This window comes from Microbulbifer maximicatervae (SeqCode) (assembly GCF_052467695.1).
The window spans coordinates 4,943,481-4,965,155 of sequence record NZ_CP174320.1; the positions used below are offsets into that span (position 1 = coordinate 4,943,481).

The 21,675-nt window shown below is 42.4% G+C and carries 19 protein-coding genes; 10 read left to right on the forward strand and 9 right to left on the reverse strand.

Going from position 1 to position 21,675, the window contains the following annotated elements:
* Positions 1-236: 236 nt before the first annotated feature.
* Together ACJJI8_RS21705 and ACJJI8_RS21710 are read right to left on the reverse strand one after the other, a co-directional pair.
* Positions 237-1,400 carry a serine hydrolase domain-containing protein gene (locus tag ACJJI8_RS21705; protein ID WP_444933730.1) on the reverse strand — a complete coding sequence of 388 codons (1,164 nt, stop codon included), beginning with the start codon at positions 1,398-1,400 and terminating at the stop codon, positions 237-239.
* Positions 1,401-1,686: 286 nt separating this feature from the next.
* Positions 1,687-2,394, reverse strand: a complete 708-nt coding sequence (locus tag ACJJI8_RS21710) for an alpha/beta hydrolase (RefSeq protein WP_444933731.1) — start codon at positions 2,392-2,394, stop codon at positions 1,687-1,689.
* 174 nt (positions 2,395-2,568) lie between these two features.
* Between ACJJI8_RS21710 and ACJJI8_RS21715 the strand changes: the two genes are divergently transcribed.
* Genes ACJJI8_RS21715 through ACJJI8_RS21730 form a run of 4 tightly spaced genes read left to right on the forward strand, consistent with a single transcriptional unit; the run spans position 2,569 to position 5,184 of the window.
* On the forward strand, positions 2,569-3,654 hold the full coding sequence (locus tag ACJJI8_RS21715) for an alkene reductase (RefSeq protein WP_444914242.1): 1,086 nt from the start codon (positions 2,569-2,571) through the stop codon (positions 3,652-3,654).
* Positions 3,655-3,664: 10 nt separating this feature from the next.
* Positions 3,665-4,237 (forward strand): TetR/AcrR family transcriptional regulator, encoded by a 573-nt coding sequence (locus ACJJI8_RS21720; protein ID WP_444933732.1) that lies wholly within the window; start codon positions 3,665-3,667, stop codon positions 4,235-4,237.
* Between the two features lie 26 nt (positions 4,238-4,263).
* Positions 4,264-4,566, forward strand: coding sequence for a YciI family protein (locus ACJJI8_RS21725; RefSeq protein ID WP_444914244.1), 303 nt, complete (start codon positions 4,264-4,266; stop codon positions 4,564-4,566).
* Between the two features lie 9 nt (positions 4,567-4,575).
* The gene (locus ACJJI8_RS21730) at positions 4,576-5,184 is read left to right on the forward strand and encodes a DNA-3-methyladenine glycosylase I (RefSeq protein ID WP_444914245.1); all 609 of its coding nucleotides are present in this window, start codon (positions 4,576-4,578) and stop codon (positions 5,182-5,184) included.
* A gap of 108 nt (positions 5,185-5,292) precedes the next feature.
* Here the strand turns inward: ACJJI8_RS21730 and ACJJI8_RS21735 are convergent, their stop codons facing one another.
* Positions 5,293-6,189, reverse strand: a complete 897-nt coding sequence (locus ACJJI8_RS21735) for a LysR family transcriptional regulator (RefSeq protein ID WP_444914246.1) — start codon at positions 6,187-6,189, stop codon at positions 5,293-5,295.
* Between the two features lie 100 nt (positions 6,190-6,289).
* Here ACJJI8_RS21735 and ACJJI8_RS21740 point away from each other — a divergent pair, with 100 nt between their 5' ends.
* Complete coding sequence (locus tag ACJJI8_RS21740; protein ID WP_444933733.1) at positions 6,290-7,399, forward strand: oxidoreductase; 1,110 nt, start codon at positions 6,290-6,292, stop codon at positions 7,397-7,399.
* A 127-nt stretch (positions 7,400-7,526) separates the two neighbouring features.
* Here the strand turns inward: ACJJI8_RS21740 and ACJJI8_RS21745 are convergent, their stop codons facing one another.
* Positions 7,527-8,663 (reverse strand): serine hydrolase domain-containing protein, encoded by a 1,137-nt coding sequence (locus ACJJI8_RS21745; RefSeq protein ID WP_444914248.1) that lies wholly within the window; start codon positions 8,661-8,663, stop codon positions 7,527-7,529.
* A gap of 575 nt (positions 8,664-9,238) precedes the next feature.
* Between ACJJI8_RS21745 and ACJJI8_RS21750 the strand changes: the two genes are divergently transcribed.
* The 4 genes from ACJJI8_RS21750 to ACJJI8_RS21770 all read left to right on the forward strand — a co-directional run bounded on the left by ACJJI8_RS21750 (position 9,239) and on the right by ACJJI8_RS21770 (position 14,154).
* Positions 9,239-10,816, forward strand: coding sequence for a phytoene desaturase family protein (locus ACJJI8_RS21750; RefSeq protein WP_444907778.1), 1,578 nt, complete (start codon positions 9,239-9,241; stop codon positions 10,814-10,816).
* 771 nt (positions 10,817-11,587) lie between these two features.
* The gene (locus tag ACJJI8_RS21755; RefSeq protein WP_444914250.1) at positions 11,588-12,565 is read left to right on the forward strand and encodes a trypsin-like serine peptidase; all 978 of its coding nucleotides are present in this window, start codon (positions 11,588-11,590) and stop codon (positions 12,563-12,565) included.
* A 104-nt stretch (positions 12,566-12,669) separates the two neighbouring features.
* Entirely contained in the window at positions 12,670-12,891 is a 222-nt protein-coding gene (locus tag ACJJI8_RS21760; protein ID WP_413662641.1) for a hypothetical protein, read from the forward strand.
* Positions 12,892-13,566: 675 nt separating this feature from the next.
* On the forward strand, positions 13,567-14,154 hold the full coding sequence (locus ACJJI8_RS21770) for a hypothetical protein (RefSeq protein WP_413662643.1): 588 nt from the start codon (positions 13,567-13,569) through the stop codon (positions 14,152-14,154).
* 759 nt (positions 14,155-14,913) lie between these two features.
* Here the strand turns inward: ACJJI8_RS21770 and ACJJI8_RS21775 are convergent.
* From ACJJI8_RS21775 to ACJJI8_RS21795, 5 genes are all read right to left on the reverse strand, one after another.
* Entirely contained in the window at positions 14,914-15,258 is a 345-nt protein-coding gene (locus ACJJI8_RS21775) for a hypothetical protein (RefSeq protein WP_444933734.1), read from the reverse strand.
* Positions 15,259-15,358: 100 nt separating this feature from the next.
* The gene (locus tag ACJJI8_RS21780) at positions 15,359-15,637 is read right to left on the reverse strand and encodes a GNAT family N-acetyltransferase (RefSeq protein ID WP_444935189.1); all 279 of its coding nucleotides are present in this window, start codon (positions 15,635-15,637) and stop codon (positions 15,359-15,361) included.
* A 265-nt stretch (positions 15,638-15,902) separates the two neighbouring features.
* Positions 15,903-16,241, reverse strand: a complete 339-nt coding sequence (locus ACJJI8_RS21785; protein ID WP_444935190.1) for a DUF6882 domain-containing protein — start codon at positions 16,239-16,241, stop codon at positions 15,903-15,905.
* Positions 16,242-17,779: 1,538 nt separating this feature from the next.
* On the reverse strand, positions 17,780-18,187 hold the full coding sequence (locus ACJJI8_RS21790; protein WP_444933735.1) for a hypothetical protein: 408 nt from the start codon (positions 18,185-18,187) through the stop codon (positions 17,780-17,782).
* A 222-nt stretch (positions 18,188-18,409) separates the two neighbouring features.
* On the reverse strand, positions 18,410-19,360 hold the full coding sequence (locus tag ACJJI8_RS21795; RefSeq protein ID WP_444932661.1) for an IS5 family transposase: 951 nt from the start codon (positions 19,358-19,360) through the stop codon (positions 18,410-18,412).
* 941 nt (positions 19,361-20,301) lie between these two features.
* On the opposite strand from ACJJI8_RS21795, the gene ACJJI8_RS21800 reads away from it, so the two are divergent.
* Positions 20,302-21,252 (forward strand): IS5 family transposase, encoded by a 951-nt coding sequence (locus tag ACJJI8_RS21800; RefSeq protein ID WP_444932661.1) that lies wholly within the window; start codon positions 20,302-20,304, stop codon positions 21,250-21,252.
* Positions 21,253-21,675 lie beyond the last annotated feature (423 nt).

Sequence of the window (21,675 nt, forward strand, 5' to 3'; positions counted from 1 at the left end):
TGATAGCTCCTGCTACTAGTATCTTTAGTTTAGCCAGCCCAGTTCATCTCAACCAAAAACAGTAAGTTATCTCTTTCTACTTCAGGTATAAGTCAAAATTAAAAATGGAGATATTGTATAGAAGCCTTTAAAGTCCCTATCGAAATTTGACATGAGCATCAACCCGCCTTTCCAAAAGCTCAGGGCTGCCTGCCGGGAGGCACGTTCAACATATGCAGCAATGAAAGTTAACGCAACTATACAGAGGGCTGAAGGAAATCCCAGCGGTTGCATCTTTCAACATCAAGGTATTCTTTCAAGATTGACGCCATACGCCCCCGCATCCGCCAGAATTTTTCTGGCACATAGTTAGTCGCAAAAGCTATAGAGGCCTTACATTCAGGAACAACTAAAAGGTAAGCCGTAGCCGCATCATCAGTCACGCCACCGTGATGCAGTACCAACCATGGCTTATCTTGCTCCCCTAGATTTATACCACCCACCCGCCAACCAAGGGAATATTTTTCCTTGTTGATTTCGCCATTGCGTAATTTCAATGGCATAGAAAGCGCTCGTAGGGCATCTGTAGACAAAAATCCATTTTCATAGGTAGCTTGAGCCATTCTTACCAGATCAGAGGGTGTTGATATAAATCCTCCACCTCCAAAAAGGAAACTCCTATCTCGCTTGGTCGTTGATTTAACATGCACACTCTCTTTACTGGTACTTGAATAATAGGCCGCTTCATTTTCGTGCCCTGCAAAAGAAGTGTCCAACTCTGTGGCTTTCATTCCCAGGTAATCCCAGATTTCGGAACTGAGATAATCAACGTACCCTTTTTGCGAAGCCTGCTCTACAACAGCGGATAGCAAGATATAACCATTCGATGAATAACGATATTCTGTTCCAGGTTCAAATAGCAGAGGGTGTTTATCAAATACGTAAAATGCATCAAGTGGGTGTTGATGATCTTTTACATTGGAAAACTCAGCTAAATCTCTTTCCGATGTATCATGTGGCACACCAGCGGTATGTGCGGCAAGTTCAGCAACACTGAATAGCCGAGTATAATGGGGCCTCTCTACATACTTACTTACCGGATATTGCAGATCGAGTTTACCTTTAGTAACTAGCCGAGCTACAGCTAATCCCGTCATCGGTTTAGCCAAACTACCAACTGAATACTGTGTACTTGAATCGGCTTCCAAACCCTTTTCAATATCAGCAAGACCTACCGCTTGGGCAAAAACCACACGATTATCCAACCCTATCGCAACGGATAAAGATGGTAAATTGTACTCCTTCTTTAATTCTGCAACCTCAGTCATAACTTTAGAAAAATTATTCTCGGCTGCTGAGGCTTCCATAGGAAACCCTACGAAGAGCACCATTAAACCAAATAGCAAATAACTTCTTAACATTTTTCTCACTTCAAATTCACTATAATAATTCTGGGAATCATAAATTCGTAAATAATAGCTGATCTACTACCTAGTAAAGCCTCCATCTTCAGCTATGAAAAGGGGGATCACACTTAATCAGTTACAGTTTAATTAGACGCAATCAATACTGAACTTGGATTCAATAGATCAATTATTTTTTATATCGACACGCACTTTAATTATACAGAGACATACTTGACCCATCTCTCATTGGAGCATCCATAAGGGGTACCCCATATAAGTTGCTAAAGTAGCACGGCTATCGCTATATCGAGGCTATCAAAATTTGGGTAAGTTCTTTGGGCATATCTAGCATCACATCATGACCACAGGGAAGGTTTATCGTCTCCCAACCAAGTTCTCTCTGGGCTCTCTCAAAGAACGGCCTACCAATTCCTGGTGCCCACCCCGACGCATAGATGTATCGGTGCCGAGCTACTTGCTTCCATAAGCCCTGTAGTTGAATCGGTTGCTCAAATGACCCCAGTGGATGGTCGACACAACGCCGATCCACCCACGCCTGATCTTGAATGTTAACCCCGAAATCTATTGCAGGACTTGGCGCTACGCGAAATCCATCACCCTGAGTTCTGGCAATATCCTGAAAACTCAACCCGACCTCTACAGGCAAAAGATCTAAGGCGTTTTGCCCATCCTCTGGAACTAAGGCATCAAGATAGACAAGGGATCGTATATGCTGGTGCACCTTATCAGCCACACCGGTTATTACCACTCCACCATAACTGTGGCCACACAAGACAATATCCGTTAACTCTTCACATGCGATAACACCCAGAATGTCTTGTATATGCGTATCCAGGTTGATTGTGCCATCTAAAAGGTGCGCCCTTTCTCCGAGCCCCGTCAGAGTTGGGCTATAAACCTCATGGCCGTACCGCCTAAGAAACGCTGATACCCGCTTCCAACACCAGCCTCCCTGCCAAGCACCGTGTACCAGAACAAATGTTGCCATAAAGACTTAACCCCACAACCAGGCACTCCACCTGTATGAATTATCGCCACTTTTAGCTTCCCCCCCCATCCCAAATGATAAACGGTTGACAGGTATAGGACGCCTGACCTAGCATTATTGATTCTAGGTCAGGCGTCCTAGGTCCTGTAATGCTAGTTAAAGAGGAAGTACAGCATGGCAAATCTATTTCAATCCTTCGATTTATCAGGTCTTCGACTTACAAACCGCATGGTTATGGCGCCGATGACGCGAAATCGAGCGGACAAAAATGGAGTCGTAACACCCATGATGGTTACGCACTACCAACAACGGGCAAGCGCTGGCCTAATTATCGCTGAATCATCTCCTATCTCTACGCAAGGTGTGGGATACCCTTACACCCCAGGTATATACACCGCTGATCAAGTTGATGGTTGGAGGAAGTTAACCCATGCAGTGCATCAAGCTGGTGGGAAAATTTTTATACAGCTGCAACATTGCGGGCGCATTTCCCATCCTGACCTGCAACCAGATAAAAAGGCTCCCGTGAGCGCATCTGCAATTAAACCAATTGGGCAAGCGGTTACCTACGAGGGGCATAAGGACTTTGCTCTTCCTCGTGCACTAGAAACTAGTGAGATTCCAAAAATCGTGGAGCAATTTGGCTTTGCTGCACAAATGGCTAAAGAGGCTGGCTTTGATGGAGTTGAAGTTCACGGCGCTAACGGGTATCTGATTGATCAATTTCTGCGTGACGGGACTAATCATCGCAGCGACCTCTATGGTGGAAATATAGGGAATCGCATGCGTCTTTTAAACGAAATAATTGATTCCGTGATGGAAGCTTGGCCTTCAAACCGTATAGGCGTGCGTCTAACACCAGAGAATAGTTTTAACTCAATGTCTGACTCTAACCCACAAGAAAATTTCGAGTATGTTTTAGGGCAGCTAAGTAACCGGAATATTGCCTACGTTCATATTCTGGAAGGCGATATGATGAAAAAAGAGAGAACCGTAAATTATCCAGCTTTACGCAAATGCTTTAAGGGTGTGTATATCGCGAATAATGGCTATAATCTCGAACTGGCCCAAAAATCCCTGAAAAGTAATAATGCCGATCTAATTGCATTTGGAACACCATTTTTAGCCAACCCTGATTTAGTTTACCGACTAAAACAAGGCATATCACTCAATCAAGCCGATCACTCAACTTTTTACGGTGGAGATGAAAAAGGCTACACTGACTACCCATTTGCCTCAACCCAAATAGAAATTCAGTAAAGTAATCGATATGGAAAAACTAGACACCCGCGACCGAATCATCGCAACAGCAGATGACTTATTTTATCAACAGGGTTTTGAGCATACCTCATTCAAGGATGTCGCTAATCTTTTAAATATTTCTCGCGGAAACTTCTACCACCATTTCAAGACTAAAGATCAAATTCTATCTGGTGTTATAGAGAGAAGATTGCAAAAAACCCAAGCAATGCTGGAAGAATGGGAAGCACAAGGGAATACATCTGAGCAACGGATAAAATGTTATATCCGTATTGTCATTACCAACTGGGATAAGATCAGAGATTTCGGCTGTCCCGTAGGTACTCTATCCAATGAACTTGCCAAGTTGAACCATGTAGGGCGAGAGGATGCCAATAAAATTTTCAGTCTGTTTCGGGAATGGCTAAAAACACAATTTACACAACTAAATCCCAACACTGATGCCGATAAACTAGCTCTACAGGTTCTCTCTTGGAGCCAGGGTGTTGCAACCTTAGCAAATGCTTTTCAGGACAAGGACTATGTTGAGTACGAAGTCAATAAAATGTGCTCTTGGGTTGACACATACAAGGCGAAAGCTTAGCGCTATTTACAAGGAACTATGAGTATATGTTTGTTATTTTATTAAAATTTTCAGAAAAAAAATCACAAGCAGCAAAATATATGACTGGCCACAGAGAGTGGTTACAGAAAGGTTTCGATGATGGAGTTTTTATACTGTCTGGAAGTATAAAACCTGGAATTGGTGGCGGTATCCTAGCATTTAACACCACTTATGAAGAATTGCTAATACGCGTCGAACAAGACCCTTTCGTATCTGAAAAAGTGGTTAGTGCCGATGTCATAGAAATTGATTCATCCAAAGCTAGTCCGCAGCTTGAATTCTTATTAAGACCCGAGGCAAACAGTTAGGTAATTGGTATGGCCGCGCAACTTATTCAAAGCCATGATGGTAAATACCGTTGTAACTGGTGCGCTTCTGCACCAGATTTCCTGGAGTACCATGACAAAGAATGGGGCTTTCCAGTTAGTGACGATTTTCGCCTATTTGAAAAGCTATGCCTGGAAGGTTTTCAGTCTGGTTTAAGCTGGCGTACAATTCTTGCCAAAAGAGAAAATTTTCGGGAAGCTTTTTATGGATTTAATTTTAATAAAATAGCCCGTTTTACCAATACAAATGTGGAAAAGCTGCTATTAAATGAGGGAATAGTCCGACACCGAGGTAAAATCGAAGCCGTTATTAATAATGCCAAATGTGCCAGGGAAATCGTAAAGAACGAAGGATCTCTTGCATCATTTCTCTGGAGATACGAACCTAAAAAAGAGATGCTTGGCAAGCCTCAGTCCATGTCTACCTCAAACGAATCGATCACACTATCGAAAGATTTGAAAAAGTTAGGCTGGAAATTTGTAGGTCCAACAACTGTCTATGCCTTTATGCAAGCAATGGGATTAATTAATGACCATCTAGAGGGATGTGTAACGCGATCTAAGGTAGAGAGTGCAAAAAATAGGTTTGTAAAACCCTGATGCTTGACTAGAACTAACCCGCACGATCATAGGTAATCTATAAAAGGGTAGAGCTTGATAGGGGATGCACCCAAGGTAAAAGATATTACCTCTGATACATCCCCTATCTTACTCACCAAGCTGCTCACATATAAAATTGTATAGTAATTTTAATCGATAGGAGGACATACGGTCCCCAGGCCTAAGTGAATAAAGGTTTAGCTCAGCGGTTTGGAAGCCTGTCAAAATCGGAACTAATCGCCCCTCTCTAAGGTCATCATCAATAATAAAATGGGGGATCAGTGCAATGCCCTTCCCCTCTAATAAAGCACAATGGAGTAATTTACTGTTATTAGAAGTCAACCTAGGTTCCAGATAAATATCGAGCCATTTACCTTTATCTTTAAACTGCCACACACTGGGTTTACCCGGTAAGGTATATACCAAACAGTGATGGTCACTTAACTCACGGGGGTGGCCTGGCTCCCCATATTGTTTAAGGTACTCAGGCGCAGCACAGGCAACTCGATGGTAACTGGTAATTTTTCGGCACAACAAGGCGCTATCAGCTAGTTCATTAGTTAGCCGTAGCACAAGATCAAACTTCTCTTCTAACACATTCACATAATGATCTCCCATTTGAATATCTAGAAGGATTTCCGGGTACCGATCCATAAACATATTCAAAATGGAACCGAACTTGGATAACCCCCAAGACATCGGGACGCCAATCCGTAACTTTCCTCTAGGGCTATCATTGGATTCACATAAGTCATCCTCTAAAGCATCCCACTTGCTGAGCATTTCAAGTGCCCGCATGTAACACCGTTCCCCGGAGCTAGTCACCTGCATATGCCGAGTACTGCGGCGCAAAAGCGTGGTTCCCAGGCGAGATTCCAATCGCTCTACCGACTTAGAAACCCAAGCTGCAGATACACCTAAACGATTTGCAGCAGTAGTAAAGCTTCCACACTCCACGACCGCACTGAAAACCCTCAAGCTCTCTAATTGATTAATTCCTGCCATATTCAATAAATTGTTGAAACTGTAATTACCTAATGTCTGATTTACACAACAATTCGTTAATTGTCAAAATATAAAAAATCTTAATAGGTAAGAAATATTTATGGCTACCAAATATCACAATCTATTCAACACCGTTGAAATCGGAAACTTACGTATTCCTAACAGGCTCGCAGTCGCACCGATGACAAGGGTCAGCGCCGGGCTGGATGGTCGCGTTGGTCCATTGATGGAGGAGTACTATGAGGGATTTGCCCATGGAGGGTTTGGGCTGATTATTACCGAGGGATTACATACTGACAGACTTTATAGTCAGGGTTACAAGTATCAACCTGGTATGGCCTGCCACGATCATGCACAGAGCTGGAAGCCGATTATCTCAAGAGTTCATAGACAAGGAGCCCGGATATATGCCCAATTGATGCATGCCGGCGCCCTTTCGCAATATAACCCTTATACCGATCAAAATGCTGGCCCCTCTATGGTTCGTCCCCAGGGAAGTCAAATGCCCTTCTACTATGGAGAAGGCCCCTATCCCATGCCGGAAGCCATGACACAGCGAGATATTGCAATGGTTGTTGAGGGCTTCGCTCAGGCTGCCCGCCTGGCACAACTTGCCGGCTTTGACGGTGTTGAGATACACGGTGCCAATGGCTACTTGTTAGACCAATTTTTAACCACCTATACCAACAAACGAAAAGACTGTTATGGAGGAGCACTCACTAACCGTTTACGTATTTACAAGGAAACACTTGAATCAGTAAGGACAGCGGTCGGAAAGGACTTTGTAGTGGGCGTTCGTTTCTCTCAGAAAAAAGTGAACGATACCAGCTATATTTGGCCTGAAGGCGAAGCTGGAGCTGCCGAAGTTTTCGAGCTAATGAAGCAATGTGGTGCCGACTATATTCATACCACCGAACCAAAAATAGACACTCCCGCCTTTGAAAACAGTAACTCATTAGCATGTCTGGCAAGGAAATATAGTACTCTACCGGTTATTGCCAACGGCGGAATTACAGGCCCAAAACTCGCAGCTCAGGTCCTAGAAAACAATGAAGCAGATATTATCTCGCTTGGTAAAACGGCCCTGGCCAATCAGGACTGGCCAAATACCATAAAACAAAATCAGACTCCAAAGAACTTTACTTTTGATATGCTTTCACCCCATGCGACACTGGAATGTGCTCGTGAGTATTTTCAAAGAAACAGCTAAATAGTTACCTGAGGACGGCGGAGGAATTTAATTACCCTTCCCCTCCTTGTAGACCAGACAATGGCTCTAAGCGAGTGAAGGGTAATCTTAAAATTAGCAACTTTAGCTTTCTGACACCTTAAATTAATTAATTTTTATTATGGAAAATATCTAATGTTTTCAGAGATAGCTCTATCAAGTCAGCCGTTTGATCACTATCTACATTCTTGACAACGCTTATAGAGCGGGCATGATCAGGGCAAAGCATTAGCATGGTACTTCCGCCAACTCCTTCACCGCTCATCAATTTAATGTTTGGATGCTCCTCGATAACTCTAATCAGCTCCGCATCCTCCTCCGGATCATACCAATTGCTTAAACTGATAAAGTCAACAATCCAACCAATACCGTAGCTAACTTCCTCACCACTTGTTAGAGTTCCTGGGCTAAAAAGCTCAGAAAGCGATTCATCACTCAGATAGCCACTATCAAGATGTGACATAGCAAACCTAACCAGGTCACTTGGTGTAGAGAGCATACCTCCGCCAGCATATTTATAGCTACTATTTACTTCTGGAGAGTTGATTAGACTTCCTCCCCAGTAAGAATAAGCTCTTTGCCTGTGGGAAATTATGGGAGAGTTTTCATCAAAAGTACTATTTTTGAGGTTCAAAGGATCAAATACTTCCTCTTGAACTAACTTCTTAAATTCAGTTCCTGATGCAGACTCCATTGCGGCAGCGAGCAATGTCCAAGCATAGGTCGAGTAATTAGAGTCTGTCCCGGGGTAGAAAAGTAAATCGTCATCCTTAAAAAGGTCTAACGCATCTATTGTGGAACTATATTCCACATTGTAAAGAAATTCTCCCAAAGATTGGTAGTGGCGAATGCCGGAAGTATGACTTGTTATCTGTCTTAAACTAATATCAGCGTGTGAATCAGGCCAAGCTTCTACCAGCGAAGAGACATAGGTGTCCAACTCAATAATCCCCTGTTCTTTCAACCTCATGAGAGCAGCTGCAGTGATAACTTTCGAAACACTGGCGATTCTCAATTTGGTTTTTCTAGTCATTGGAACATGAGATTCGAGGTCAGCAAAACCATAACCTCTTGCCCATCGAACATGCCCATTTTCCCCTACAGCCACACTAATTCCAGGCACAGACTCCTCAGAAACCGCATTTATAAAAAGACTATCCAAGTCATTCGTATGCGCTACTGAATTTTCAGCCAGAAATACCGAACATAAAGAAAGTACAGTACTTAAACTTATACGTTTGTACATATTATTAAATCCTTTTAACCTTCACATACTAAATAAAGACATTTACTAATTGACTTTATCACTCAAATATAACCCGGACAATTAAAAAATACCCATCAACTGCACTAGTTAGCTTTAAACACTCTACTCAATAATTGATATATAGGAGGTTTTACAAGAACACACATAAACAGACTTTTAATTTAAGGGATATCATTCTCCACCCATAAACAAGTAGTCGTTGGCGAAATTCGAAAGTACTACGTGACTGCAACCTGTGACAATATCTTTATCCGATCAAGATTAGAGAAACTTCAACATCCAGCACAACAATAATACCCAGAATTAAGCTGTCTTTTTAATTTATATCTAAATAACTTCAGCAATTACTTTTTCTTCAACTTCCGTTACTCTACACTTACTCAGACAACATTACCTAGAGTTAGGGCATTTAAATTCCGCTTCTCCAATACCCTAAAACAGACAAGTAATGACTAAAGTTATCGCTCCAAAACTGAAACCCAAAAAATACTCTTTATTTTTTGATAGTTTTCTGTAAATATTCATACTAGTCCTTATCCATATAGAGAATAATAATGAAGGATTATGTGATTATTGGTGGTGGTCATAACGGCCTGGTCTGCGCTTGTTATTTAGCAAAAGCAGGGAAAAAAGTAACGATCCTTGAACGCCGGTCTATAGTCGGGGGGGCAGCAGTAACTGAAGAGTTCTACCCAGGTTTTAGAAATTCTGTAGCAAGCTACACAGTAAGTTTGCTCAACCCGAAAATCATCGAAGATCTCAATCTCCGTGAACATGGCTTGGAAATCAAGTTACGGCCACAAGCTAACTTCTTTCCACTTTCAAATAGTCAAAGTCTCTCTTTCCATAAAAATATCTTGGATACACAAGCTGAGATTGCACATTTCTCAGAAAAGGACGCAGCCACCTTACCTGACTTTTATGCCATGTTGGAAACCGTTGCAGATATTTTGCGCGACGAATTACTCCGCTCCCCCCCTAATGTGGGCGGTGGCTTTGTGGATTTAGTTCGTGCTGGGGGCTTTGGCTTAAGAGCGAAAAAGTTGAGTATGTCATCTCGTCGCGATGCACTTGACCTGTTCACCAAGAGTGCTTCAAGTGTACTGGATGCCTGGTTTGAAAATGACCATGTCAAAGCTGCATTTGCTTTCGACTCTATAGTCGGAAATTATGCAGCTCCCAGCACTCCTGGCTCTGCCTACGTGCTGTTGCACCATGTATTTGGCGAGGCTAACGGTGATAAAGGCGCTTGGGGACATGCTATGGGCGGTATGGGCGCTATCACTCAAGCCATGCGAAAAGAAGCTGAGCGCCTTGGGGTCAATATTCGTACAGATGCTGAAGTCAAAGAAGTTCTGGTAGACCGCAGTCGTGCCAACGGCGTACGACTTAGCAGTGGAAAAACTATTACGGCCGACAAAGTAATCGCCAATGTTGGTCCCAAGCTGCTTTACTCCCGGATGATTGACGAACAACACCTAGAGCCAGAGTTCCGCCGCCGCGTACGTGGATTCAGGGTGGGTTCCGGTACTTTCCGTATGAATGTGGCGCTGTCTGAACTCCCAGACTTCATCTGTAAGCCTGGAACTCACCTACAACAGCATCATCAATCTGGGATAGTCATTGGTCCAACAATGACCTACTTGGAGCAGGCGTTTGTCGATGCAACTCAATACGGCTGGTCAACACACCCCATTGTAGAAATATTGATCCCCTCCACCATCGATCCTACTCTTGCTCCAGAAGGCAAACATGTCGCCAGCCTATTTTGCCAGCAATTCGCTCCAGAACTTCCGCAAGGAAAAAGCTGGGACGACTATCGTGACCAAGCTGCAAAAACAATTATCGATACCGTCACTAACTATGCCCCCAATTTTCGTGATGCGGTAATCGCCCAACAAATTCACTCACCGCTAGATTTAGAGCGCAAATTTGGCCTCATGGGAGGTGATATATTCCATGGTGCCCTAGGACTGGACCAACTATGGAGTAATCGCCCCTTTATGGGCTTTGCAGATTACCGCACGCCGATACAGGATCTGTATCTCTGTGGCTCGGGTAGCCACCCGGGAGGCGGAGTTACTGGAGTACCTGGGCATAATGCTGCTATGGAGATTCTCAGAGATAGATAAGAGTGGCCTGCAGTATGCGGGCCCTTTATCGCTTTACTACCAATTAGCTTTGATTCCAACTAGTAGCTCTAAAGATTCTGCTATTTTAAATAGTTGGAACACCTATTTCGAACACTTCACAGATTCCTCTGACGCTACAAAATATATGAGTGCCAAACAGTTATTTCCTTTGAGGATGATTGAATATCTAGTGCCCAGCGCCACAAAAACCTTTATTTTGATTATCGCCCTCTACCATTTATAGCCATCAAGGTTCTTCACGATTTTAACGGGTATCTGCCGCCGCAGCTGATTTAGAAAATAGCACTTCTATAACAGTTTATTTATCTTGTTGGTTCCTACACTTATGACCTCTATACCTCTTACATAAACATTCCATATTTAAATAATAACCAAGATCATATGCAACCATAAGCTGAGCAAGTGATAATCTTCAGCTGTGAGAAATATTGGATAAATGACATAGACCTCACTATGAACCAATTAATTTAATATTCGCATACTAAAAAATCTTAGCTTATTCACTCAATACTTTAACAAATATTAGCAACCACAAAACCCTCAACACCTAAAGCAATTAATATAATCTTTTAGACAAATATTTTCTGCTTTCCCTCGCATAAAAACTGGCGCCGGTTATTTTCTAATTAACTATCATCGAGTTGTAAACATGTACGACGGTACTATATTATGCGCCCGCACATAAATTAAGTGCGAAAACAAAAATGGCTGTACCACTACTTAAAACCTATTAATTTAGAGGGATCAGATATGAACAGAAGTCATATTTTTCTTTCATTGGTAGTGCTCTCAGGGGCATCCCATGCAGCCCCCCTTTACAACTTTGTTGAGATAGACCAAACCGCAAGTTTTATAAGCGGTCATAATGTTGCAAAACAACCGGTAGTCAATGATGCCGCGGTAAGAAAAGAATATACGTTAATGGAACGCACCGCTTCTTTAAGTGCTGTTTCGGTTACTCCAGACGGTAGGCAATATACTGCAGAAGTAGATCAAGAATCCTTATCGCTATTGGAGCAAGCGATCGCAATTATTGAATCTCATGGTTTGGATTCAAGGATTTTTTCATCAAAAGGACAGGCGCCCACCATGTTTCGTGGTGAGGAACAACTGCTCCCCACAGTTGTAATTGGTACTGACGATAGAGTTCAAATTACTAATACCGTGCAAAATCCTCACTGGTACAATGGCCGCATTGATGTAGGCTGTACCGGTACATTGATTACCGCAAAGCATGTGCTAACGGCAGGACATTGTGTTTCTGATGGCTCCGGCAACTGGTATAGTTCTCTTGATTTTACAGTGGCTCAATCTGGTAATTATGAGCCCTGGGGGAGTGAATCCTGGACAAATGCTGTGACTACCAGTGCTTGGCATAATAATTCAGATACGAACTATGACTATGCAATTATTGTGTTAGCGGAACCACCACACAATGGATATTCCGGATGGGGTGTCTATTCTGGCGGCACTCATAGTGTTACTGGATACCCAGGAGATAAGCCATTTGCTACTATGTGGACAGATTCCGGTAGCACGTCTTCAAGTACATACAGAGTGTGTTACACATTAGATACAGCTGGCGGTCAGAGTGGCAGTGGGATTAAAGACACGTCCAACAGTGTTCGCGGAATCCACACAACTGGATCATCCTCGCAAAACTGTGGAACGCGTATAACCAGCTCCGTCTATAACACTTTGCAGGATTGGATTGAGAATTACCCATAAAGTAAAATTACCTCACCCAAATTTAGGATATGGCGCCCTTGGGCGCCTTTTTTAAAAGTATGAGAACGCTAATTTCTTTAATATTTTTTCTAAGTGCATGTGGAATGATGGCAGATGATGAACCCGAATGGCAGCGAATAATGGTGAGAGGCAGCCTAAATACACCTGATCCAGTTTTACAGGAAGTGCAGCGTCTGGAAGAATTAGGAAAGGTAAAAGATGTAGTTATTCTTGAGTCCTATCCATTACAGATATGGTTTAGTTCCGATTTTGAGACAGCTGAGAAGCTGAAGTCCCTGTCAAATAAATATAGTTCATCTCGCTAGCTTTCTCTTTACCTACGCGCGAATGATAATTTTTTATAGGTTCGTGCTAATAGTAGAAGCCCGCCACAGCAGATTATAACTCCGAAACACCGAAATTAATCTAACGACCTTTCCTCCTTGTTATTCTAGTTCAGATTTTTTTCGACCATAGCAATGCTCCACGAATCAAGGAATAATGAGCTTTAAGCAGAAATCTACTCCTCAGCTAGTAATAGGTGCATATGCAAGCTCGAAACACTAACCCGAGATCGTCCGGTCAAATGGTAGTCCCTACCGGTTGCCATAGTTCTTCTAGGAGGGATAGTGGTGAAGCCGCGCAACTGACACAGGCCCCACCACTCTCATTTCCCTAATCTCCAAATGCCGAGATAACAACATCTTTATCTTGGTCATCACTCCAAAGCAGATAAGATCGATTTTTACGAATGTCAACGATTACGAAGATAAAATGATCGATGCCTTTCCTTTTCTTTATCTCGCCCATAGCAGATTTCAGCTCGTATCTCCTATTAATCAACGACATTTCCTTACATCTTAACCGGGTTAAGATCTACCAATGCTTATACGCTTCATGTAACTGACACCTTTCGCCAATTCTGAAATATCTTGAATAATTCATTCTGTGAGGAGCTTGGTGTTATAATTCAGGTGTCGTGATAATAACAAGGTGTAAAAATGGCAAAGTATATTTATCTCCCCGTAAACAGTGAAGAAATGCTAGAGTTTGCGGAGAATATGGCGAGCGCATGGAGTATTCCGAAGAACCATATTCTTGCCAACAAGGTGACATCCGGTATTGGTAAGTCTATGTACCGATGGATTGATAAATGTCTTAGTAGCCTAAAGTCTGGTGATACTCTTTATATTGTTTCTCATGGTACCGGCGCTGGCGATGGTGAGCAAATTGGTGCTCAACGCAATAACGGTAAGAATAAACAAACAAAAGTTTTCGAGAGGGGCGTAGAGTCGTGGCAGGGTGGAGAGTGGAAAACCTACACTCCCACGCAACTAGCAGCTACTTTGGTTAAAGAAGGTTTGCCTGGTAGTTTTGTGGACCTGCATCTCTGTGCTTGCGGGTCAGGTTATGACGGTGAGAGGCTAAGGCCCTGGGCACAGCGTTTACGTGAGGCGATGGCTACTACCCATAAAAGCCTAGAGGTTACTGGGTACCTTGGTTGGTTTGACGCTACTGGTAGCTCTGTCAAAATTAAGGTTAATACCAAGTATTATGATTTGAATGAGCGTGCAGTGACTTTTTCTTGATGGTTATCGATTTAAGAGTAGTATAAGCATCTACTAGAATACTCAAAATTCTCTGCGAGCTAGAAAGCGAATCGCCAACTGTGGTCGTGTCAGACTCTAATATTGAATCGGGCACGTCCAAGGTTCGGGGCATTAAATCTTATTATTTAAGACAAATTCTGGCATATCATTTTTTGATTCATAAATGTAATGCGGCTCACAATTACAAACTTAAATCAAATTCCCCTCAAAGAGTTATACTTTGAAGATTATTAGGTATTGCAATGATATCCCTCCCCCCCCCTTTGGCTTCCGCTTTAAGCACTTGACAGGCTGAGTTGAACTGATACAGCTGATTGAGATATAGCAATATACGGGGTATGGGCCTGTTAAGTTTTTTTACCTTCCATGACCCTACTAGCTAGCGGCCAGAGCGCAGCCTCAGCCGTCCGAAGGGAAGTAGCAACGTACCTGTGATTGTTAGCTGCCTTTGCGTAGTTACTCATTATATATTTCCTGTATCTCAGCATAGCCAATTACTCTTGAGCCTTCTCGAACCTGTAGATTGGCACCTACCTCTAGGCATTTTGGGTATGCTTATAGTGTAATGAGGACGCTATCATTCTCCAGCCTACTAATATTGACTTACTATCTAATCTTTAAAACTTCATGCATATAACAACTTAGTCAGCAGTATTTTGGTTCTATTAGAATTTTAACGTAAGGTGGCGCAGCCATGACAAAACGGAGCGTAGACCAAAACATCAGACGCGATAACTATTATGTATTTTTAGCTCTTCGCTTAATTATCTCTTTCAAGTTCCACACATTGACATATTTTACCCCGGCAGGATCACCAGCCTTAACCCAATACCGCCCACGAGGCCATTCGAACACATCTCCGCGTTTTACAACCACTGGCTCCGTATTAGAAAATGTTAATTCACAGCTACCAGATATAATAAAGCATATGCAATTTTCAGAAGAGCCTGAAAATTTGCTACCGGCATCATACTCGTACGGACTCACGCGAAACTCGCTTTTGCCTGGGTACAATGTACGAATTTCTTCAATGTTCTCCTTATAGACTTCACTTACAGGAAACTTTCGTATATTAATACTCATTGCTCATCTACCACACATAGCATCAGGTACATCGGCCATGACAAGCGAAGCTTGACGGGTCCGCTGGAAGCCGAAGTCCAAAACATTGTGCAACCTTTTGTTATATATTTTCAGCTATTTTCTTTATAAAAATTATTTTACTTTGCAGGGGGCTGCCTTTATTTTCATACCCACACACTTGATATTCGTGAGATATAAGAAGATGCAGCATTGAAGGAAGTCTATTCATCGATTTAACGCTAATAGACTTAAACCCTTTGTTCATCACCCACTGCTCTTGAAGCTCAAGCAGAGATTTTCCTATACCTCGGCCTCGGTAATCTGGGAGGACTGCACCAGACCAACTATAAAACTCTGTTTCGGATACTTTATAACCAATTTTTTAGCCTACTTTCTTATTACCAACTGAAGCTACCAGTAATAGGTAAAGGCGCCCCTCTAACCTCTTCTCTATTTTATCTTTGCTATTTTTAGCGTCGAACTCTGGAATATCAGAATTGATCTGTATGACATCTTCTATCGTGCCTTCGCTGAAGGAAATGTTTATGTCGCCACCCCGGTTGGTGCATAATGTTCGGCTCTGCGTTAACCAAAAGCGGAGGCCGCTTTTGGCTGGAACTTTTACACCTGACAGCATCCGATTGTTAGGGCTGCTGATTTCTTAGCTCAATTTCACCAAATGTCATATAAACAAGAGGTCCACCCGCATCAGCTCTGTAAGCTCCATTTGCTGCAGCCAAACGGCTGGCAACGGCTGAAAATTCCCATGTTTGATCTTCGGAAACATGGACCTTTTTTGAGGTAAAGAGCTTTACTCCGTGCTTTTCACCATACTCTTTAACTAAACGTGAATGTTGCTGAAGAGGTTTTAGCACTGAAGGGTGATCCCACCCCCATAGAAAGCTTCTATCTTGCGGATTGTAAGTACCTATTATTTGAACAGGAGCTACAGCGATCCGACCATCCTCAAGCAACCAAAATATAAGGCCTTTGTCTTAGTCGACATTCCATGTTTTAGCAGACCCCAGCCCCCATGTCTTATCGTGAGCATCAGTTTGAATTCTTAAACCTTCAATGCTCCCTTCAATAAACTTTTCGACCTCCACAGAGTTATCTCCTGCATGCGTGTTAATTGATATGAATAGTACAAATATAACTGATACTAAATTTTTCATAACTCTCTGATACTTGATTGCCTTAACGACTGGTTTTTGAGCTGAATTAGAGCAGCGAAAGGATTGTGATTGTCAAACGCAGAGCTAAGCAAGAATCCCAGAACTGAAAACCCAATAGTAAATTGGACCGCAAACAGCCCACCCTGCGACTACAAATTTGAAAAAACTATCCCGCCTTGGCGCTCCTATACTTGCAAGGCCCGTAAGATCTTTCTCTTGAATTGGTTTTATAAGTCTGTAGGTTTTTACCAGCAGCCATCCAACCAGAAGTGGAAGTAATGTCAATAGAATGATAGTGCCGATTGTAAGTAAAGCTTCAGGCGATGATTTTCTCATTTATCTTATCAACTATTTAGAGTATTGGGGATAAATATACCGAGCGCACGCCAGTGCGTCCGGTGCTTTTACTAGTTAGGCATAGTACTGAATCGCCTACCAAAAGGCGGCAGTAGCTACCATACCCACATAACACATGAAAACAGCAGGCCTATGACATGTACATAGCTGGACAAGCTTGTCCGGCCTGATTATGTGTAGCTTTGTTATCCATGGCTTCTAGTCTTCAACATAGATTCAAATAAAAGTATGAAAAAAGCGCCACTTATAACTGGTAAAATTATTCCGAAAATGAAAAAAATAGCAGCCAATGAGCGACTACCTGCCTTATAGCGTCTATAGCCCTCTATGAACGGATACAAGAGGAATCCTATCAGTACGCTATATATGATGAACTCCGGAACCCTCAGTAAAGCTCCGCCCCCTAACCTTTCCAGGCCGAGGAGGTAGATTACCGGATAAAGAAGACCGGCCAGTACAAAAATAACTAAAAGATAAAGCCACTTACTCAAAATTCATACCTCTTTATTGGAGCATATAACACTAAGCTTAGGGGCGGGCCACGCAGTGAGCCGCCCCAGCAGCCAAAGGCTGTGACAACAGTGCCTTGTTATGTATTTATACGCGTCTTTATTGATTTGTAGGTAAATATCACTGCACTGAGAGCAATACTGTAAATAAACGAGAAAACACCAAACACTATTACCCCGGTTATTAAACCACCCTCAAATTCAACGTTTAGGACAAATACGCTAATGATAGCCAAAACTAAACATATGAACGTGGCAAGATACGGATTGATAGAAAAGATATTTGGCCAGAACCTCTTGCATAAAGCCCAGATCAGCAATGACGGACCTAGAAACACTATCTGTAGGATGATGCCAATCGCTAAGAACATTAATTCTATCAACCTCTACCTAGATATTTAACAACTACAACGGGGGCTGCTGCGTAGTGTAGGCAGTCCCACGAAGGGCCAAAGCCCCTTAACAACCTGCTTGTATTTGTTAACTTTGACCATATTCCGATAACAGCTCTAGAGCTATAAAAGCAGGCTTTTTCCCAATGCCTTTAGAATGAGCAGACACTTCAGGGTGAACCCTAGACCAATCATCAATTTCCAATAACTCTTTATTGGCTCGATCTGTCATTACATCAAACTCGTAGAACTCTTTTTTCTTCGTTAGCCATGTGCCCATCCATTGAGTTCCATACTGCTCAAAAATATCGAAACAATTCAATAGAATTCCCTCATTCGCGGACATCCCCTTTTGGGATAACAGCAAGCTTAACCATGGGTACATACTTTCATCATTTATAAATTTGTCCGCGCACTCTTTCATTTCAAGGAACGAGAGTTCATTTTGTTGTTCAGTATTCTTGTTTCGAATTCGGCGAAGCTGTTCGATATTCATGATAAAGTTAACACTCTAAAACCGGCAGCCGGAGCGCAGACTCTCCGGCACGCGTCCTTCGCGCGTAAAGTTAAGGACCCTCTGATCAACGAAGCATTTTTCTAGAATTAAGCTACACTGCTTGAAAAATTCACTTTATTACGCTCAAACGCGTAATTTTCGCGTAATAGTCCCCTAATTTTTCATCTGAAATCCTCAATAGGCGGATTTCAGGCGCCCCCCCTAGGTAGCCAAGTATTTTCTCCCTATTAATAAGTTGGTAAAGCCTGCCAGTAAGCACAGCCTCTCAGTATTTTTTACCAGTCCCCGATAGCGGACCTTGTCATAACCAAATACCTGTTTGATGTAGCGGAAGGGGTGCTCGACCTTCGCTCTTATCTGCGCCTTGATCTTTTCCGCTTTACGGAGTGCATCACGCCCTGGAAGAGTTTTTAGCTTGCTCGGCTTCATTGCTATATACCAATCCGCCTCCCGCTCTTTCAACTCTTCACGTTTCTCCGCACCAATGTACCCAGAGTCTCCCCAGATTCTTTTCTCCTCCCCGTGGAGAACTCGCTCTGTGGTTGTGACATCATGCGAATTCGCTGCTGTTGTATCTATGCTATGTATTACTCCGAGCACATCATCAACCCCGATATGCATTTTCATCCCAAAATGCCATTGATTGCCTTTCTTTGTTTGATGCATTTCCGGATCACGTTCTTTCTTTTCATTCTTAGTTGAAGTTGGCGCAGAGATAATAGTGGCATCTACAATCGTGCCTTCACGCAGTACCATGCCATTCTCAGCAAGATGTTTGTTGATTTCATCAAAAAGAGCTGCACCTAGCTGATTGAGCTCCAGTAAGTGGCGAAAGTTAAGAATCGTTGTTTCATCGGGAATTGGGCTACTCAAAGTCAATCCAGCAAAACTACGCATGGATTCAATTTCATACAGTGCATCTTCCATAGCGGGATCACTGAGATTGTAAAATAGCTGCATGCAATGAATACGAAGCATGACACTCAATGGATATGGCTGTCGGCCACGTTTGCCTTGTGGGTAACAAGGAGTGATCTGAGCTTCTAGTCGCTGCCATGGGATGAGGATTTCCATTTGAGAAAGAAACTTCTCTCGCCGAGTTATACGGCGCTTTAGCTTATATTCTGCTTCGGCAAAGGTGACTTGGTGCATGATTCATCGTAGTCTTGATGGGTAGGTGAATATTACCAAATTGACTCAGAATTATTCAGAGGTTCCTTAATTAGTTTGTTATGAATTTCCCTCACGCAGCTCCCCGATAAAACTATCTACTAATGACTTGCGAACCGACATTGGCCAGCTCACTGAAAATGTAAAGGGTATTCGCCAGGTAACCAGAAAGCAGGTGACATATTCATCTTTACGCTTTATAAGTACTAATTTTCTATTCAAAGAATAGCTGGCGAAACACGATATTGGGTAGTTGGCCCATTGAATCGGATGTGAAAAAGAATGAATCTAACCTACTTTTTTTCGAAAGTTTAGTCTCTAGGACCTCAACCCACTGTTTTCCATTACTTCTGAATATAGCCATTGTGTTGTTTTTTGAAAGGACTTCAAACTCTACGTCCAAATTCAAAAAATTGAATGTATACCTCATACCATTTCTCATAACGCCCCGTTAAGTGGCCAAAGTAATCGTGGTAAAGTGAGCGAAAGCGAACCACGCTTACTTTGGCCCGCCACGACAGTTTGTTATGCTTGCGTTCATATTAATACTGGTAACACCCATAAAAATAAAATAAAACAGAAATTTACCGAACACAAAAGCCCCCTATAAGATGGCTTAAAACTCATTAGCTTCAGCTGATAAATTGAATGTAAGCTCCAAATTATAGAGTGAATAATAACCACCACAAACAGACTTGATATCGTCCAAAGTAACATTTCTACAGGATCAACTACAGCATCAGTTCTCGGCCAGTAATGACTATGATCATATAACCTCATGAGGCCATATACATAGACAAATGCAGTAACAACAAAACCTACAAAATATTTCATTAGGATTTAAAATTTTGGACTAGGGAACCTCTGAATAATTCTGAGTCAATTTGGTAATATTCACCTACCCATCAAGACTACGATGAATCATGCACCAAGTCACCTTTGCCGAAGCAGAATATAAGCTAAAGCGCCGTATAACTCGGCGAGAGAAGTTTCTTTCTCAAATGGAAATCCTCATCCCATGGCAGCGACTAGAAGCTCAGATCACTCCTTGTTACCCACAAGGCAAACGTGGCCGACAGCCATATCCATTGAGTGTCATGCTTCGTATTCATTGCATGCAGCTATTTTACAATCTCAGTGATCCCGCTATGGAAGATGCACTGTATGAAATTGAATCCATGCGTAGTTTTGCTGGATTGACTTTGAGTAGCCCAATTCCCGATGAAACAACGATTCTTAACTTTCGCCACTTACTGGAGCTCAATCAGCTAGGTGCAGCTCTTTTTGATGAAATCAACAAACATCTTGCTGAGAATGGCATGGTACTGCGTGAAGGCACGATTGTAGATGCCACTATTATCTCTGCGCCAACTTCAACTAAGAATGAAAAGAAAGAACGTGATCCGGAAATGCATCAAACAAAGAAAGGCAATCAATGGCATTTTGGGATGAAAATGCATATCGGGGTTGATGATGTGCTCGGAGTAATACATAGCATAGATACAACAGCAGCGAATTCGCATGATGTCACAACCACAGAGCGAGTTCTCCACGGGGAGGAGAAAAGAATCTGGGGAGACTCTGGGTACATTGGTGCGGAGAAACGTGAAGAGTTGAAAGAGCGGGAGGCGGATTGGTATATAGCAATGAAGCCGAGCAAGCTAAAAACTCTTCCAGGGCGTGATGCACTCCGTAAAGCGGAAAAGATCAAGGCGCAGATAAGAGCGAAGGTCGAGCACCCCTTCCGCTACATCAAACAGGTATTTGGTTATGACAAGGTCCGCTATCGGGGACTGGTAAAAAATACTGAGAGGCTGTGCTTACTGGCAGGCTTTACCAACTTATTAATAGGGAGAAAATACTTGGCTACCTAGGGGGGGCGCCTGAAATCCGCCTATTGAGGATTTCAGATGAAAAATTAGGGGACTATTACGCGAAAATTACGCGTTTGAGCGTAATAAAGTGAATTTTTCAAGCAGTGTAGCTTAATTCTAGAAAAATGCTTCGTTGATCAGAGGGTCCCTAGAAAGCATAACAGTTAATTCAAAAGAAGCTTCTTTATATCACCCTGCTTTATATTTCTACGCCCGATTTCCTTTCAAATCTCAATAAAATCAATAAGTTACCTTATTTTTGTGTAAATACGCAAGAATATATACAAAGCAGCGCCTTTATAATTCTGTATTTTCTCAGCTTTACATCACCTTTGGCACCCTTTAAGTATCAATGAGTTACTGAGTTTCAACTAGAAGTAGGTGCAGCTTCTGCTGGCTTTTGTTATTGAAAGTACAGCTGTA